General features: G+C 63.5%; 14 protein-coding genes. 9 read left to right on the top strand and 5 right to left on the bottom strand.

Annotation, left to right across the window (positions count from 1 at the left end; genetic code table 11):
- Positions 1 to 2: 2 nt before the first annotated feature.
- From HAP47_RS01340 to HAP47_RS01305, 8 genes are all read left to right on the top strand, one after another.
- Positions 3 to 1,208, top strand: coding sequence for a CaiB/BaiF CoA transferase family protein (locus HAP47_RS01340; protein ID WP_231168708.1), 1,206 nt, complete (start codon positions 3 to 5; stop codon positions 1,206 to 1,208).
- Between the two features lie 262 nt (positions 1,209 to 1,470).
- Complete coding sequence (gene ugpB, locus HAP47_RS01335; protein ID WP_173639767.1) at positions 1,471 to 2,787, top strand: sn-glycerol-3-phosphate ABC transporter substrate-binding protein UgpB; 1,317 nt, start codon at positions 1,471 to 1,473, stop codon at positions 2,785 to 2,787.
- 62 nt (positions 2,788 to 2,849) lie between these two features.
- A complete protein-coding gene (ugpA, locus tag HAP47_RS01330) occupies positions 2,850 to 3,731 on the top strand; it encodes a sn-glycerol-3-phosphate ABC transporter permease UgpA (RefSeq protein ID WP_173639768.1) in 882 nt (293 codons plus the stop codon).
- On the top strand, positions 3,731 to 4,579 hold the full coding sequence (gene ugpE, locus HAP47_RS01325) for a sn-glycerol-3-phosphate ABC transporter permease UgpE (protein ID WP_092120808.1): 849 nt from the start codon (positions 3,731 to 3,733) through the stop codon (positions 4,577 to 4,579). The genes ugpA and ugpE overlap by 1 nt, the downstream gene beginning before the upstream one ends.
- A complete protein-coding gene (locus tag HAP47_RS01320) occupies positions 4,579 to 5,661 on the top strand; it encodes a sn-glycerol-3-phosphate import ATP-binding protein UgpC (RefSeq protein WP_173639769.1) in 1,083 nt (360 codons plus the stop codon). Before ugpE ends, HAP47_RS01320 begins: the two co-directional genes overlap by 1 nt.
- A 22-nt stretch (positions 5,662 to 5,683) precedes the next feature.
- Positions 5,684 to 5,860: a hypothetical protein gene (locus HAP47_RS01315; RefSeq protein ID WP_173639770.1), complete on the top strand. Its 177-nt coding sequence runs from the start codon at positions 5,684 to 5,686 to the stop codon at positions 5,858 to 5,860.
- Between the two features lie 75 nt (positions 5,861 to 5,935).
- Positions 5,936 to 6,361 (top strand): Hsp20 family protein, encoded by a 426-nt coding sequence (locus HAP47_RS01310; RefSeq protein WP_092120814.1) that lies wholly within the window; start codon positions 5,936 to 5,938, stop codon positions 6,359 to 6,361.
- A 50-nt stretch (positions 6,362 to 6,411) separates the two neighbouring features.
- Entirely contained in the window at positions 6,412 to 6,678 is a 267-nt protein-coding gene (locus tag HAP47_RS01305) for a DUF1150 family protein (RefSeq protein WP_173639771.1), read from the top strand.
- A gap of 180 nt (positions 6,679 to 6,858) precedes the next feature.
- On the opposite strand, the gene HAP47_RS01300 is transcribed toward HAP47_RS01305, so the two are convergent.
- The gene (locus tag HAP47_RS01300) at positions 6,859 to 7,206 is read right to left on the bottom strand and encodes a DUF6665 family protein (protein ID WP_173639772.1); all 348 of its coding nucleotides are present in this window, start codon (positions 7,204 to 7,206) and stop codon (positions 6,859 to 6,861) included.
- Between the two features lie 262 nt (positions 7,207 to 7,468).
- On the opposite strand from HAP47_RS01300, the gene HAP47_RS01295 reads away from it, so the two are divergent.
- Entirely contained in the window at positions 7,469 to 8,026 is a 558-nt protein-coding gene (locus HAP47_RS01295; RefSeq protein WP_173640715.1) for a cytochrome P460 family protein, read from the top strand.
- Between the two features lie 50 nt (positions 8,027 to 8,076).
- On the opposite strand, the gene HAP47_RS01290 is transcribed toward HAP47_RS01295, so the two are convergent.
- From HAP47_RS01290 to HAP47_RS01275, 4 genes are all read right to left on the bottom strand, one after another.
- Positions 8,077 to 8,277, bottom strand: a complete 201-nt coding sequence (locus HAP47_RS01290; protein ID WP_173639773.1) for a hypothetical protein — start codon at positions 8,275 to 8,277, stop codon at positions 8,077 to 8,079.
- Positions 8,278 to 8,319: 42 nt separating this feature from the next.
- Complete coding sequence (locus HAP47_RS01285; protein WP_173639774.1) at positions 8,320 to 8,562, bottom strand: hypothetical protein; 243 nt, start codon at positions 8,560 to 8,562, stop codon at positions 8,320 to 8,322.
- 887 nt (positions 8,563 to 9,449) lie between these two features.
- Positions 9,450 to 10,988, bottom strand: coding sequence for an AMP-binding protein (locus HAP47_RS01280; protein WP_173639775.1), 1,539 nt, complete (start codon positions 10,986 to 10,988; stop codon positions 9,450 to 9,452).
- A gap of 142 nt (positions 10,989 to 11,130) precedes the next feature.
- Complete coding sequence (locus tag HAP47_RS01275; protein WP_173639776.1) at positions 11,131 to 12,261, bottom strand: DUF5938 domain-containing protein; 1,131 nt, start codon at positions 12,259 to 12,261, stop codon at positions 11,131 to 11,133.
- Between the last annotated feature and the right edge of the window lie 23 nt (positions 12,262 to 12,284).

Here is a 12,284-nt window from a genome sequence, read left to right as displayed (position 1 = left end):
CCATGAATACCCCAGCGGCTACGGGCGCGATGACCGGACTGCGCGTGATCGATCTGACGCGCGTGCTCGGCGGCCCGTATTGCACACAGATCCTTGCCGACCACGGCGCCGACGTGATCAAGGTCGAGCCGCCCGCGGGCGACGAGGTGCGCGACTGGGGCCCTCCCTTCCATGAGGAAGACGCGGCCTATTTCGTCGGCATCAACCGCAACAAGCGCTCGATCGGCCTCGACCTCGCTTCCGAGGGCGGACGCGCGGTGCTGATGAAGATGCTCGAGACGGCCGACGTGCTGATCGAGAATTTCAAGCCCGGCACGCTCGACAAATGGGGCATCGGCAATGACGTGCTGCGCGCGAGGTTTCCGCGCCTCGTGCATTGCCGGATCTCCGGCTTCGGCGCCGACGGCCCGCGCGGCGGCAATCCCGGCTATGACGCGATCATCCAGGCGATGACCGGCATGATCGCGGCGACCGGCTCGCCGGAGAGCGGCCCGATGCGTATCGGCGTGCCGCTGGTCGACATCACGACCGGCCTCTATGCGGCGATCGGCATCCTGATGGCGCTGTCGGAGCGGCAGCGCTCGGGGCTCGGCCAGTTCATCGAGACCACGCTGTACGAGACCGGGCTTGCGATCATGCATCCGCACACCGCGAACTATTTCATGCATGGCAAGCCGCCGTCGCTCACCGGCAACGAGCATCCCAACCTCGTGCCGTACGCGATCTTCCCGACCAAGACCGACAACATCTTCATCGGCGTCGGCAATGACGGCACCTTCCGCAAGCTCGCCAAGGAGATCGGCAAGCCCGAGCTCGGCACCGACCCGCGCTTTGCCCGCAACAAGGACCGTATCGCCAACCGCGATGCGCTGCGGGCCGAGCTTGCCGCGGTGTTCAGCCAGCACGAAGCCGAGCCGCTGTGCAACCGGCTGCTCGCCGCCGGCTTGCCGGCCGGCCCGGTGCAGAAGATCGACCAGGCGCTGACCAACCCGCACACGATCCATCGCGGCGACGTCATTGAGAAGGATTGGTACAAGGGCGTCGCTTCGCCGATCCGCCTCGAACGCACCAAGCCGAGCCTGCGCCGCACGCCGCCGAAGTTCAGCCAGCACGCTGCGGAAGTGCTCGGTGAGTTCGGCTACTCCAAGGGCGAGATCAACGGCCTGGTCGACAAGGGCGTGGTCTGCGGTCCCCAGCGCAAGCGCTAGCGGCGTATTCGAGCAAAGCCCGTCCCGCACGTGATGCGGGATGGGCACCGTTCGCATCAAGCCAACACATCGCCCCCTGCGGTGCAACGTCGCGTCCGGCGTTGCACCGCACGCACGCGGCTGCGTTCTCCGCCTTTTTTAGCGCTTCCCTTCGCTTCGGCTTCCCCCGTACCATGGCTTTCGTTTATACGGTCATTTGAACGTCATTCGGCGCTGATAACGCGCGCAACGAAAGATGGTGTTCCAACCGGAGGGGCTTTTGATGATTTTCAGACGACTCGGCGCTGCTGCGGCAGCCGCTGCCACGCTTGTATTCGCGTCACCTGCGTTTGCAGTGACTGAGATTCAGTGGTGGCACGCGATGACCGGCGCCAACAACGACGTCATCGTCAAGCTGGCCAACGACTTCAATGCCTCGCAGTCCGACTACAAGGTGATCCCGACCTACAAGGGCGGCTACGCCGACACCATGAACGCCGGCATCGCCGCATTCCGCGCCGGCAACGCGCCGCACATCATGCAGGTGTTCGAGGTCGGCACCGCGACGATGATGGCCGCGACCGGCGCCGTCAAACCGGTCTACAAGCTGATGGCCGACGCCGGCGAGAAGTTCGATCCGAGTGTCTATCTGCCTGCGATCACCGGCTACTACTCGACCTCGAAGGGCGAGATGCTGTCGTTCCCCTTCAACTCGTCGTCGACCGTGATGTGGGTCAATCTCGACGCGCTGAAGAAGGCCAACATCGCGGAGATCCCGAAAACCTGGCCGCAAGTGTTCGAGGACGCCAAGAAACTGAAGGCGGCCGGCTACACCACCTGCGGCTTCTCCGGCTCGTGGGTCACCTGGGTCAATCTCGAGCAACTCTCGGCCTGGCACAACGTGCCGCTCGCCAGCAAGGCCAACGGCCTCGACGGCTTCGACACCGTGCTCGAATTCAACGGCCCGCTGCAGGTCAAGCATCTCGAGAACCTGGTCGAGTTGCAGAAGGACAAGACCTACGACTACGCCGGCCGCACCAACACCGGCGAAGGCCGCTTCACCGCGGGCGAATGCCCGATCTACCTGACCTCGTCGGCCTTCTTCGGCAACGTCAAGGCGCAGGCCAAGTTCAACTTCACCGCCGCGCCGATGCCGTATTATCCCGACGTCAAGGGCGCGCCGCAGAACTCGATCATCGGCGGCGCCTCGCTCTGGGTGATGGGCGGCAAGTCGGCCGTGGAATACAAGGGCGTGGCCAAGTTCCTGACCTTCCTCTCGGACACCGACCGCCAGGTCTGGATCCACAAGGCCTCGGGCTATCTGCCGATCACCAAGGCAGCCTACGCCAAGGCCAAGGAAGAGGGCTTCTACAAGGACCAGCCCTATCTGGAGACCCCGCTGCTCGAGCTCACCAACAAGGAGCCGACCGAGAACTCCCGCGGTCTGCGCCTCGGCAACATGGTGCAGCTGCGCGACATGTGGTCGGAGGAGATCGAGCAGGCGCTGGCAGGCAAGAAGACCGCCAAGCAGGCGCTGGACTCGGCCGTCGAGCGCGGCAACCAGATGCTGCGGCAGTTTGAAAAGACCGCTGTCCACTGACATGATGTCTTGAGGCCATCAACCGGCAGGCCGCAAACGCGGCCTGCCATTTTGCCGAGATCATGCAAAAACAAGCGATTTTCCAGTCAAAGCTGTTGCCTTACGCGCTGGTTGCCCCGCAACTCGCTATCGTCCTGATCTTCTTCTACTGGCCGGCCGCGCAGGCGGTGATCCAATCCTTCCTGCTGCAGGACGCCTTCGGCCTTTCGACCACCTTCGTGTGGTTCGAGAACTATCTCGAATTATTCAAGGACCCGGCCTATTTCGCGGCGATCGTCCGAACCTTCGCGTTCTCGTTCGCGATCGCGGTGTCGTCGCTGTCGTTCGCGCTGCTGCTCGCGGTCATGGCCGACAAGCCGCTGCGCGGCTCGACGCTCTACCGCACCCTGCTGATCTGGCCGTATGCCGTCGCTCCGCCGGTGGTCGGCGTGCTCTGGGTGTTCATGCTGCATCCCTCGCTCGGCGTGCTGTCGCGCTATCTGCGCGCGATGGGCGTTGACTGGAATCCGCTGCTCGACGGCGACCAGGCCGCGGCCCTGATCATCCTCGCCGCGGCCTGGAAGCAGATCTCCTACAACTTCCTGTTCTTCCTTGCCGGGCTGCAGAGCATCCCGAAGAGCGTGATCGAGGCCGCCGCGATCGACGGCGCCCGCCCGATGCGGCGGTTCTGGACCGTGATCTTCCCGCTGCTTTCGCCGACCATCTTCTTCCTCTTGGTGATCAACATCGTCTACGCCTTCTTCGACACCTTCGGCATCATCGACACGATGACCCGCGGCGGCCCCGGCAAGGCGACCGAAACGCTGGTCTACAAGGTCTATACGGATGGCCTGCTTGGCGGCAATCTCGGCTCCTCCGCGGCACAGTCGGTCATCCTGATGGTCATCGTCGTCGTGCTGACGGGAATCCAGTTCCGCTTCGTCGAACGCAAGGTGACCTACTGATGGTCGAGGAGGAAGGCTTCCAGCGCTATCTGGCTCACGCCATCCTGTGGATCGGGATCGCGATCGTCGCCTTCCCGGTCTATCTGGCGATCGTCGCCTCGACCCAGGACAACGCCGTCATCGCCAATGGCCAGATGTCGCTGTTGCCCGGCGGCCATTTCCTCGAGACCTACTATCAGACGCTGTTTGTCGGCACGAGCGGCTCGACCCGCGAGCCGGTGCTCAACATGATGCTGAACTCGCTGATCATGGCGCTCCTGATCGCGGTCGGCAAAATCGCGATCTCGATCATCTCGGCCTACGCGATCGTCTATTTCCGATTTCCGTTCCGGATGGCGATCTTCTGGATCATCTTCATCACCTTGATGCTGCCGGTCGAGGTGCGCATCTATCCGACCTACAAGATCGTCGCCGATCTGCATCTGCTCGACAGCTATGCCGGCCTGTCGCTGCCGCTGATCGCCTCGGCCACCGCGACATTGCTGTTCCGGCAGTTCTTCATGACCGTGCCGGATGAGTTGCTGGAGGCCTCGCGCATCGACGGCGCGGGCCCGTTCCGCTTCTTCTGGGATACGCTGCTGCCGCTCTCGCGCACCAACATGGCCGCGCTGTTCGTGATCCTGTTCATCCTCGGCTGGAATCAATATCTCTGGCCGCTTTTGATCACCACGCGCGACGACATGCAGACCATCCAGGTCGGTATTCGCAAGATGATCACTACGACGGATGCGCTGACCGAATGGCCCGTCGTGATGGCGACCGCGCTGCTCGCGATGCTGCCGCCGGTGTTCGTCGTCGTCGTGATGCAGAAACTGTTCGTGCGCGGATTGGTGGAGACGGAAAAGTAATGGCTAACGTCACGCTGCGCAGCGTCCGCAAGACCTATCCCGGCGGCTTCGAGGCCATCAAGGGCGTCGATGTCGACGTCGGCGACGGCCAGTTCTGCGTGCTGGTCGGGCCAAGCGGCTGCGGCAAGTCCACGCTGCTCCGCATGGTCGCCGGGCTCGAGACCATCACCGGCGGCGAGATCGACATCGGCGGCCGCGTCGTCAACCAGATCGAGCCCGCCGATCGCGACATCGCGATGGTGTTCCAGAACTACGCGCTCTACCCGCATATGAGCGTCTACAACAACATGGCCTACGGCCTGCGCAACCGCGGCATGGCCGAAGCCGAGGTCAAGACCCGCGTCGAGGAAGCCGCGCGCGTCCTCGAGCTCTCGCCGATGCTGGAGCGCAAGCCGCGGCAGCTCTCCGGCGGCCAGCGCCAGCGCGTCGCGATGGGCCGCGCCATCGTGCGCCAGCCGAAAGTCTTCCTGTTCGACGAGCCGCTGTCGAACCTCGACGCCAAGCTGCGCATCGCGATGCGGGTCGAGATCCGCAAGCTGCAGCGCCGGCTCAACACCACCTCGATCTACGTCACCCACGACCAGCTCGAGGCGATGACGCTCGCCGACATCCTCGTGGTCATGAATGGCGGCCAGGTCGAGCAGATCGGCAATCCCCTGGAAATCTATCAGAAGCCGGCAACCACCTTCGTCGCCTCCTTCATCGGCGCTCCGCCGATGAACCTGATGCCGCTGCGCTCGGACGAGCTGACCTCCCAGATCGCGGGCGCCGATGGTGCCGGCATCGTCGGCATCCGGCCGGAGGATTTCGTGATCACGGGCGAGACCGCATCCGACGGCGTCGCGCTCGGCCTGACGGTCGAGGCGATCGAGCATGTCGGCGCCGAGACCTTCGTCTATGGCAGCCGCCAGCGCGAGGAACGGGCCATCGCCGCCAATCCGGGCGAGCTGCCGCCCGGCGAAGTGATCGTCCGGATTCCCGGCGCCGCTGGGCCTGCGATCGGTGAGCAGATCCGGGTGGTCGCGCCGCGCGACAAACTGCATCTCTTTACCGCTGACGGCCGCAAGCGCGTCGGTCCGTAACCGATCGGGAACGATTGGGGCCATGCTGGCGCGTTTTCGAGCGAAGTGGACACCGGTTCGCGTGAAGAAAACGCGCCTGAGACAAAAAGTGGAGCATATCGGTCCTGATTTGATCAGAACCGATATGCTCCAGGCGGCATTTACGCTGGTTTCAGAGGCGCTTGAACGCTATCCAGATCACTCCCATATTGGCTGGTGACCGACGGGCAAGCGGCCCGCCGGTTGCATGGGGTGCCGCAAGGGCCCCTCAAAGTCGCTTCGAGAGGACTTTGTAATGTCTCGTGTTCCATCGTTGTCCAGTCCGTTCCTTCTGGGATTCGACGAGATCGAGCGTGCGCTCGACCGCGTCGTGAAGGGCGCTGACGGCTATCCTCCGTACAATATCGAGCGGTGCGATCGTACCAACGGGCAGCCCGAGCGGTTGCGCATCACGTTGGCGGTGGCGGGCTTCACCCGCGACCAACTCGATGTAACTATTGAGGAAAATCAGCTCGTCATCCGCGGCCGTCAGCAGGACGACAAGGCTCGGCAATACATCCATCGCGGCATCGCCGCGCGCCACTTCCAGCGCACCTTCGTGCTGGCGGAGGGGATGCAGGTGCTGGGCGCGGATCTGAAGAACGGGTTGTTGTCGATCGACCTGGCCAGGCCAGAACCTGAACGGGTCGTTAAGACAATCGCTATCAATGAACACGAATAATAGAAACAACGAGCGGACTCGACCGCTTATCTGACTGAGGAGTCGAGACCATGAGTGAAGCGAATATCATCTTCCAATCCGAGAGCGTCACGCCGGAAGCGCTGGCCCATCTGGGCGAGGGCCATATCGCCTATGTGAAGCAGGTCCGTTCCGAGGACGTGCCGGATCTCTTTCCGCAGGCGCCGAAAATCGCGCCGGGCATCAAGCTGTTCGCACTGCATGCCGCCGACGGCACGCCGATCATGCTGACCGACAGCCGCGAAGCCGCGATTGCGAACGCCTGGAGCAACGAGCTGCAGGCCGTCAGCGTGCACTAGCTAGCGCGTTTTCGAGCGAAGTGGAGACCTGTTCGCGTGAAGAAAACGCGTCAAAACAAGAATCCAGAGCTTCGGCTCTGATTCAATCAGAACCGAAGCTCTAGCGCACGGCTGAATTCAGCATCCGCGAGTTCAATGCGCGGGCAGGTCTCGACAACGATCGAGGCGGCCCGCGCATTTTTATGGCGATGCGGTCGATGTGGCGAGCATTGGCCCCATGCAGTGCTGCACTTCGCTGGGCACATTGTAGGTGCGCATGATCGCGCGGCTGTCGCGCATGCCGCAGGCTTCCCGCTGCACCACGAACATCCAGAGCGCATGGCCGGCTTCCCGCACCAGAATGCGCCGTGCCTGTTGAGCGGATGCCGGTGCTTCACCGCGCGGATGGGCAACATCGAACTCGCGCAGCTTGGCGAGAGCCCGTTCCAGCGCGCGGCCCATCCGTCCGAGTGCCGAAGCTTTCTCCTCGGCGAGCTCGTAAGCGAGAACGTCGATGGGATTGCGATGGAAGCGAAAGTCGAGGGACATCGGTTATCCCCTAGGGTCGCATGCACGACGATGCGCCCTGAGTCTTCTGGCGCGATGGGACGGTTGTCAATAGGCGCTCACGCCGTAGCTTCGGGCCGCGGAACATGGCGGCGGCCCCGTTTCGCTCCGCGCCATTCCATGCTGTAATTCGTTCCCGTGACCAACGGTTCGCGTAGTCCTGAGCCTCGGAGAAGGCAACGCGATAAGAGGAATTTCCAGCAAGAGATTATCCGCCGCCAAATCGATTGAGGGAGATACGACCATACGGAAGAGCTCGCTGATCAATCTCGTTGCTTCGGTGTCGATTTCCGTCCTCGCGACCGGTGTCGCGATTTCTGCGCAGGACAAATACAGTCTTCAAGTTTCCGGTGGGCTCGCATTCTCCGAGTTCAGGGGATACGAGGACTGGCCCGTGATCGCGATCAGCGAGAACGAAGGCGTCATTGCCGTGATCCTGGGCAATCCGGCGATGATCGGCGCCTACCGCGAGGGCGTGCCCGGCAATGGCAAGCCGTTCCCGGACGGCGCCAGGATGGCGAAGATTCACTGGATCCCGAAGAAGCAGGAGGCGTATCCCGGTCAACCGACGGTGCCGGGTACGCAGCACGACGTCGATTTCATGGTGAAGGACAGCAAGAGGTTCGCAGACAGCGGCGGATGGGGGTACGCCGCGTTCGAATATGACGCGGCGTCGAATGTGTTCAGGCCAGCCACTACGGCGGACAATCCGCCACAGGAGAACGACGCGAAGTGCGGCTATGCCTGCCACACCGTGGTGCAAAATCGCGATTACGTTTTCACCGAATACGGCAAGAGGTGAACGCCGATCGCGCGAGCTGGCGCTCCGTCAGCTATGCGCGGCATCCGGTTTCAGTCCCTTGCTGAAGCGGAGTCCTCCGCGCTGATGGCGCGGTCCAGGGCTTCGACCAAGGCCTGCACCTCGACGAACTTGCTGCGGGCCCGCTCCGCCTTGTCGCGATCGAACGGAGCGGCCAGCACTTTCGCATGCGCGTCCCTGTCCTCGATCATGCGCTCACGGGCCTTTTTCAGCGTTTCAAGTCGCTCGCTCATCTGGACCCTCCGGCATCCACGTTCTCATTCGCAACCAAGGACTCAGCCAAAGTCTGCCGGAAGCTCACCCTTGCGGAAGAAGACCATCGGCTCATCATCATAGTCGCCCATTTCGGCATCGCCGGTGGACGAGAATGCAACGACGGCGAGCTTGCTCAACGCCAGGCGCTCCGCCGTTCGCAGCGCGCCATTTGCCGTCTTGCAGACGATTGGAGAGTCGGGCTTCAGATGCCCACCCTTGCCGGCGTTGAATGCCTGCACGACGTAGGTCGTTTCGCGGGCCATGAAGGCTCCTTTGTGCTGCCAAGAGACGCGGTTGACGCCAGCGGCGGCGAACGCCGCACGCAGCGTTTATCGTCGCAACGGGCGCGGAAATCTTGATCGCGGCGAAGCTGGAAGCGTGTCGGACAGGGCATATGGCGAAACGATCGATCGCCCTCACTGTCTCCCGCTCCCGTGCGCGCCTTGTCGCAGATCTCAGCAGCCGCGACAGATATTCTTCAGCTTGGCCGCGATTCGAGCGTCCTCCGTCATCAACGGATCCTTGTATTCAGCTCGCGGCGCGGGGTCATCGACCGCCGGTGGCTCCTTCGGTTTCGGAGGAAATGCCGCGTCGTAACAGCTGAGGCGCGCCCCCGTGTTTTCGATCGCGCGGCAGGTCGGCTCTGCGGCGAGAGCGGCATGGGTAAAGGCGCCAAGTGCCAGGGCGAGAACAAGCGTTCTCATGGAGATACCTCCCGTGGGGCGACCAAGGCTGACGCGGCTGAATTGATGGTTCCCGCGGACCAGGGATTGGAGCTGCGTCGTCCTATCCATGCAGGAGGGCCGCAGCAGCCACCAGGAGCAAAAGAAACAACGGGACGATCACCGGCGGCACGATCCAATCGGCCATGCGAAATCGAGACACGCACGCTCCTCCACTTCCGGCGGGAGCGCTTCGTTGCCCTCAGTCACCGATGGACGCCGTGGGAAGGGCGGTGATGACGCGATCCTACGCTGGCACTCACCGAATAGCGAGCGTTATAACGACGCGCGACATCAACCCGGGTCCATGGAGTCCGGATGCGCGCCCTCAAGCATGATCCGGAAAAGTGCGAAGCGGTTTTCCGAAAAGATCATGCTCAAACAAGGAGCTAAAGCGCGATGACGATTCAACCTGATCTCATCGCGCTTTAGCCGCCTGAACGCTCGGTCAGGCGCGCGCGGATGTCGGGCTTCAGCACCTTGCCGACCTTGGAACGCGGCAGATCGTCCCAGACCTCGATCTGCTTCGGCGTCTTGATGCTGCCGACCTGCTGCTTGACGAACGCGGCCAACGCCGTCGCATCGACGGTTTGGCCGGCGCGCGGCTGCACCACGGCGACGATGCGCTCGCCCCATTTGTCGTCGGGCAGCCCAATGACGGCACAATCCTGCACCGCCTCGTGGGCGCGCAGCGCGTTCTCGACCTCGATCGAGTAAACATTGAAGCCGCCGGTGATGATCATGTCCTTGGCGCGGTCGACGATGTAGAGGTAGCCGTCGCCGTCGATGTAGCCGATATCGCCGGTGTGGTGCCAGCCATGCGCCGAGGCCTCACGCGTGGCCTCCGGGTTCTTGTAGTAGCCTTCCATGACAAGCGAACCGCGCACCACGATCTCGCCGCGCGATCCCGCGGGCAACAGCTTGCCGTCGCCATCCATGATGCCGGCCTGCACCAGCGGTCCGATCCGCCCGGCGGAGGCAAGGCGCTCCATCGCGATCGTGCCGTCTGCATTGTAGTGATCGGCGGGCGCCATCATCGAGATCATCATCGGCGCCTCGGTCTGACCGAACAGCTGCGCCATCGGTCCGATCCGTTTCAACGCTTCCGCGAGCCGCGTCGCCGAAATCGGTGCCGCGCCGTACCAGAAGCATTGCAGCGAGGTGAGATCGGCTGCATCGAGCCCGGGATGATCGAGCAGCATGTAGATCACGGTCGGCGGCAGGAACGTATGCGTGACGCGATAGCGTTCGATCAGCGCTAGGAACTCGCCGATGTCAGGGTGGTGCATGATCACGACGCGGCCGCCGAGCGTCATGATCGGAAAACAAAGCACGCCGGCGGCATGCGTCAGCGGCGCCAGCGCCAGATAGATCGGGCGGCCCTTGAACGGGTAACCCATCAGTGTCAGCGCCGTCATCGCCTCGATGTTGCGGCCTGAGAGCATCACGCCCTTCGGCTTGCCGGTGGTGCCGCCGGTGCCCGGGATCATCGCGAGATCGTCGATCGTGTCGCGCTGATAGACATCATCGGCAAGACCGCTGAGCCAGCGGTCGAAAGACGGCGCAAACGGCAGTTCGGTATCGAGGCAGACCAGCGCGCGCAGCTTGGGCAGATCCTGCCTGACGGCCTCGACCATCGGCGCGAAGCTCGAATGAAACAGCAGCAGGCTGCAATCGAACTGATCGAGGATGAACTTGTTCTCGGTGGCCTCGTTGCGCGGGTTGATCGGGCACCACACCGCGGCGGCGCGCGAGATGCCGAACACGCAGGCGAACGCGAGCGGATCGTTGCCGGACAGGATCGCGACCTTCTCGCCGGGCGCGATGCCCGATCGCTCGAGCCCGCGGGCGATCCGGTAGCTCAGCCGCTGCACCTCGCCATAGCTGAGGTCCCGCCCGTCCATGGTGAGGCACGGCGCGTCGGCGCCGAGCGAGGCACCCTTGTCGAGATAATCGATGAAGCGCATGGCAGGTCTCGCGCAAGAGGCGGGTGACGCGCTACTGCGTCACCCGCGGAAGCGGCGTTTCGAGCAGATCGGCTACCGGTCCGCTTGACGAAAACGCTTCAGGGAAGGGAGTGTTGAGCCCCGAGCCAAGCGGGGCTCAAGCTCAATCGTGCACGGTCAGGACCGGCTTGCCGACCAGGCCAAAGCTGCGCAATTGCCCAAGCAGTTCGTGATGGCCGAACGCCTGGCAGCCGGAGGCGAAGCCCACGCGCTTGGGCGGCTGCTGCAGCAGGTACGCCGCGGCAAAGGCCTGCAGCATGCCGGTCTGCTTGTAGTTGCTGTTGCCGTAGATGACGCAGTGCGCGCGCCCCAGCGGGCCGGAGGCGTACACCGAGTCCATCGATTTGTTGACGCGCGGGTTCTCGCGCGGCGGCATCGTGTTCATCACGCCGGCAGCGGTCTGCGCCAGCGCGGCGTAGCGGGCGTCGGGGTTCATGTCCTTGGTTGCCTCCAGCGCGGCGGCGACGATCTGCGGCACGCCCAGCATCAACGCGCGGTTGAACACGCCGCCCAGCACCTTCACGTTGGCCACGCGCGGATCGCGCTTGAACCACACCGGGTGCGAGGTGCCGCCCCACGGCAGCGCCAGCGCCAGCTCGTGCTGGCCAGGGATGGCGAGGTTGTAGAGACCGGCATCGGGCTGATGCTCGACGTACTTGTTCTGCTCCAGGTAGTAGGCTTTGGCCATCGCGGCGTTGACCAGGATGGTCTGCGTCGAGGCGATGGTCGGGCTGCCGCCCCAGAACACGGCGATATCAAGCGTGTCGAGGCCGGGCGTCTCCAGGCACAGCTGCGCGGCAATCTCGCCGGTGGTGTACATCTGCGCGATGCCCGGCGCGAGCAGCAGGCCGGCATTGGCGAACTTCGTGCCAAATTCCTGCTCGAGCGTGATCAGCCAGTCCTGCTCGCCGGTGGTGTCGGTGTAGTGGCACTTGGCAGCCAGGCAGGCCTGCACCACCTCGCCGCCGAACCTGGCGAACGGGCCCACGGTGTTGAGCACCACCGAGGCGCCCTTGAACAGTTCGGTCAGTGCGGCCGCGGTGTGCGGCACTGAAACCACCTCGTGGTCGGCGGTCTCGATGCCGGCCACGTTCGACTTCATCGCCGCGTTGAGCTTCTCACCGCTGCGACCGGCGGCGATGAAGGGGATGTTGTACTCGCGCAGATATTCGCAGACCAGCCGGCCGGTGTAGCCGGAAGCGCCATAGACGATGACGGGCTTCTTCTCGCTCATTGCGATCCTCCGAAATGCTTGTT

Source organism: Bradyrhizobium sp. 41S5 (assembly GCF_011516665.3).
Classification (GTDB): Bacteria; Pseudomonadota; Alphaproteobacteria; order Rhizobiales; family Xanthobacteraceae; genus Bradyrhizobium; species Bradyrhizobium quebecense.
The sequence above is the reverse complement of the archived record's forward strand: the minus strand, read 5'-3'. Positions and strand labels throughout refer to the sequence as shown.

Bases quoted from the DNA above. Each gene is read 5' to 3' on its own strand.
- HAP47_RS01290 (WP_173639773.1), bottom strand. From the start codon at position 8,277: ATGAGCGAGCGACTTGAAACGCTGAAAAAGGCCCGTGAGCGCATGATC.
- HAP47_RS01285 (WP_173639774.1), bottom strand. From the start codon at position 8,562: ATGGCCCGCGAAACGACCTACGTCGTGCAGGCATTCAACGCCGGCAAG.
- HAP47_RS01340 (WP_231168708.1), top strand. From the start codon at position 3: ATGAATACCCCAGCGGCTACGGGCGCGATGACCGGACTGCGCGTGATC.
- HAP47_RS01320 (WP_173639769.1), top strand. From the start codon at position 4,579: ATGGCTAACGTCACGCTGCGCAGCGTCCGCAAGACCTATCCCGGCGGC.
- HAP47_RS01300 (WP_173639772.1), bottom strand. From the start codon at position 7,206: ATGTCCCTCGACTTTCGCTTCCATCGCAATCCCATCGACGTTCTCGCT.
- HAP47_RS01275 (WP_173639776.1), bottom strand. From the start codon at position 12,261: ATGAGCGAGAAGAAGCCCGTCATCGTCTATGGCGCTTCCGGCTACACC.
- ugpE (WP_092120808.1), top strand. From the start codon at position 3,731: ATGGTCGAGGAGGAAGGCTTCCAGCGCTATCTGGCTCACGCCATCCTG.
- ugpB (WP_173639767.1), top strand. From the start codon at position 1,471: ATGATTTTCAGACGACTCGGCGCTGCTGCGGCAGCCGCTGCCACGCTT.
- HAP47_RS01310 (WP_092120814.1), top strand. From the start codon at position 5,936: ATGTCTCGTGTTCCATCGTTGTCCAGTCCGTTCCTTCTGGGATTCGAC.
- HAP47_RS01280 (WP_173639775.1), bottom strand. From the start codon at position 10,988: ATGCGCTTCATCGATTATCTCGACAAGGGTGCCTCGCTCGGCGCCGAC.
- ugpA (WP_173639768.1), top strand. From the start codon at position 2,850: ATGCAAAAACAAGCGATTTTCCAGTCAAAGCTGTTGCCTTACGCGCTG.
- HAP47_RS01305 (WP_173639771.1), top strand. From the start codon at position 6,412: ATGAGTGAAGCGAATATCATCTTCCAATCCGAGAGCGTCACGCCGGAA.
- HAP47_RS01315 (WP_173639770.1), top strand. From the start codon at position 5,684: ATGCTGGCGCGTTTTCGAGCGAAGTGGACACCGGTTCGCGTGAAGAAA.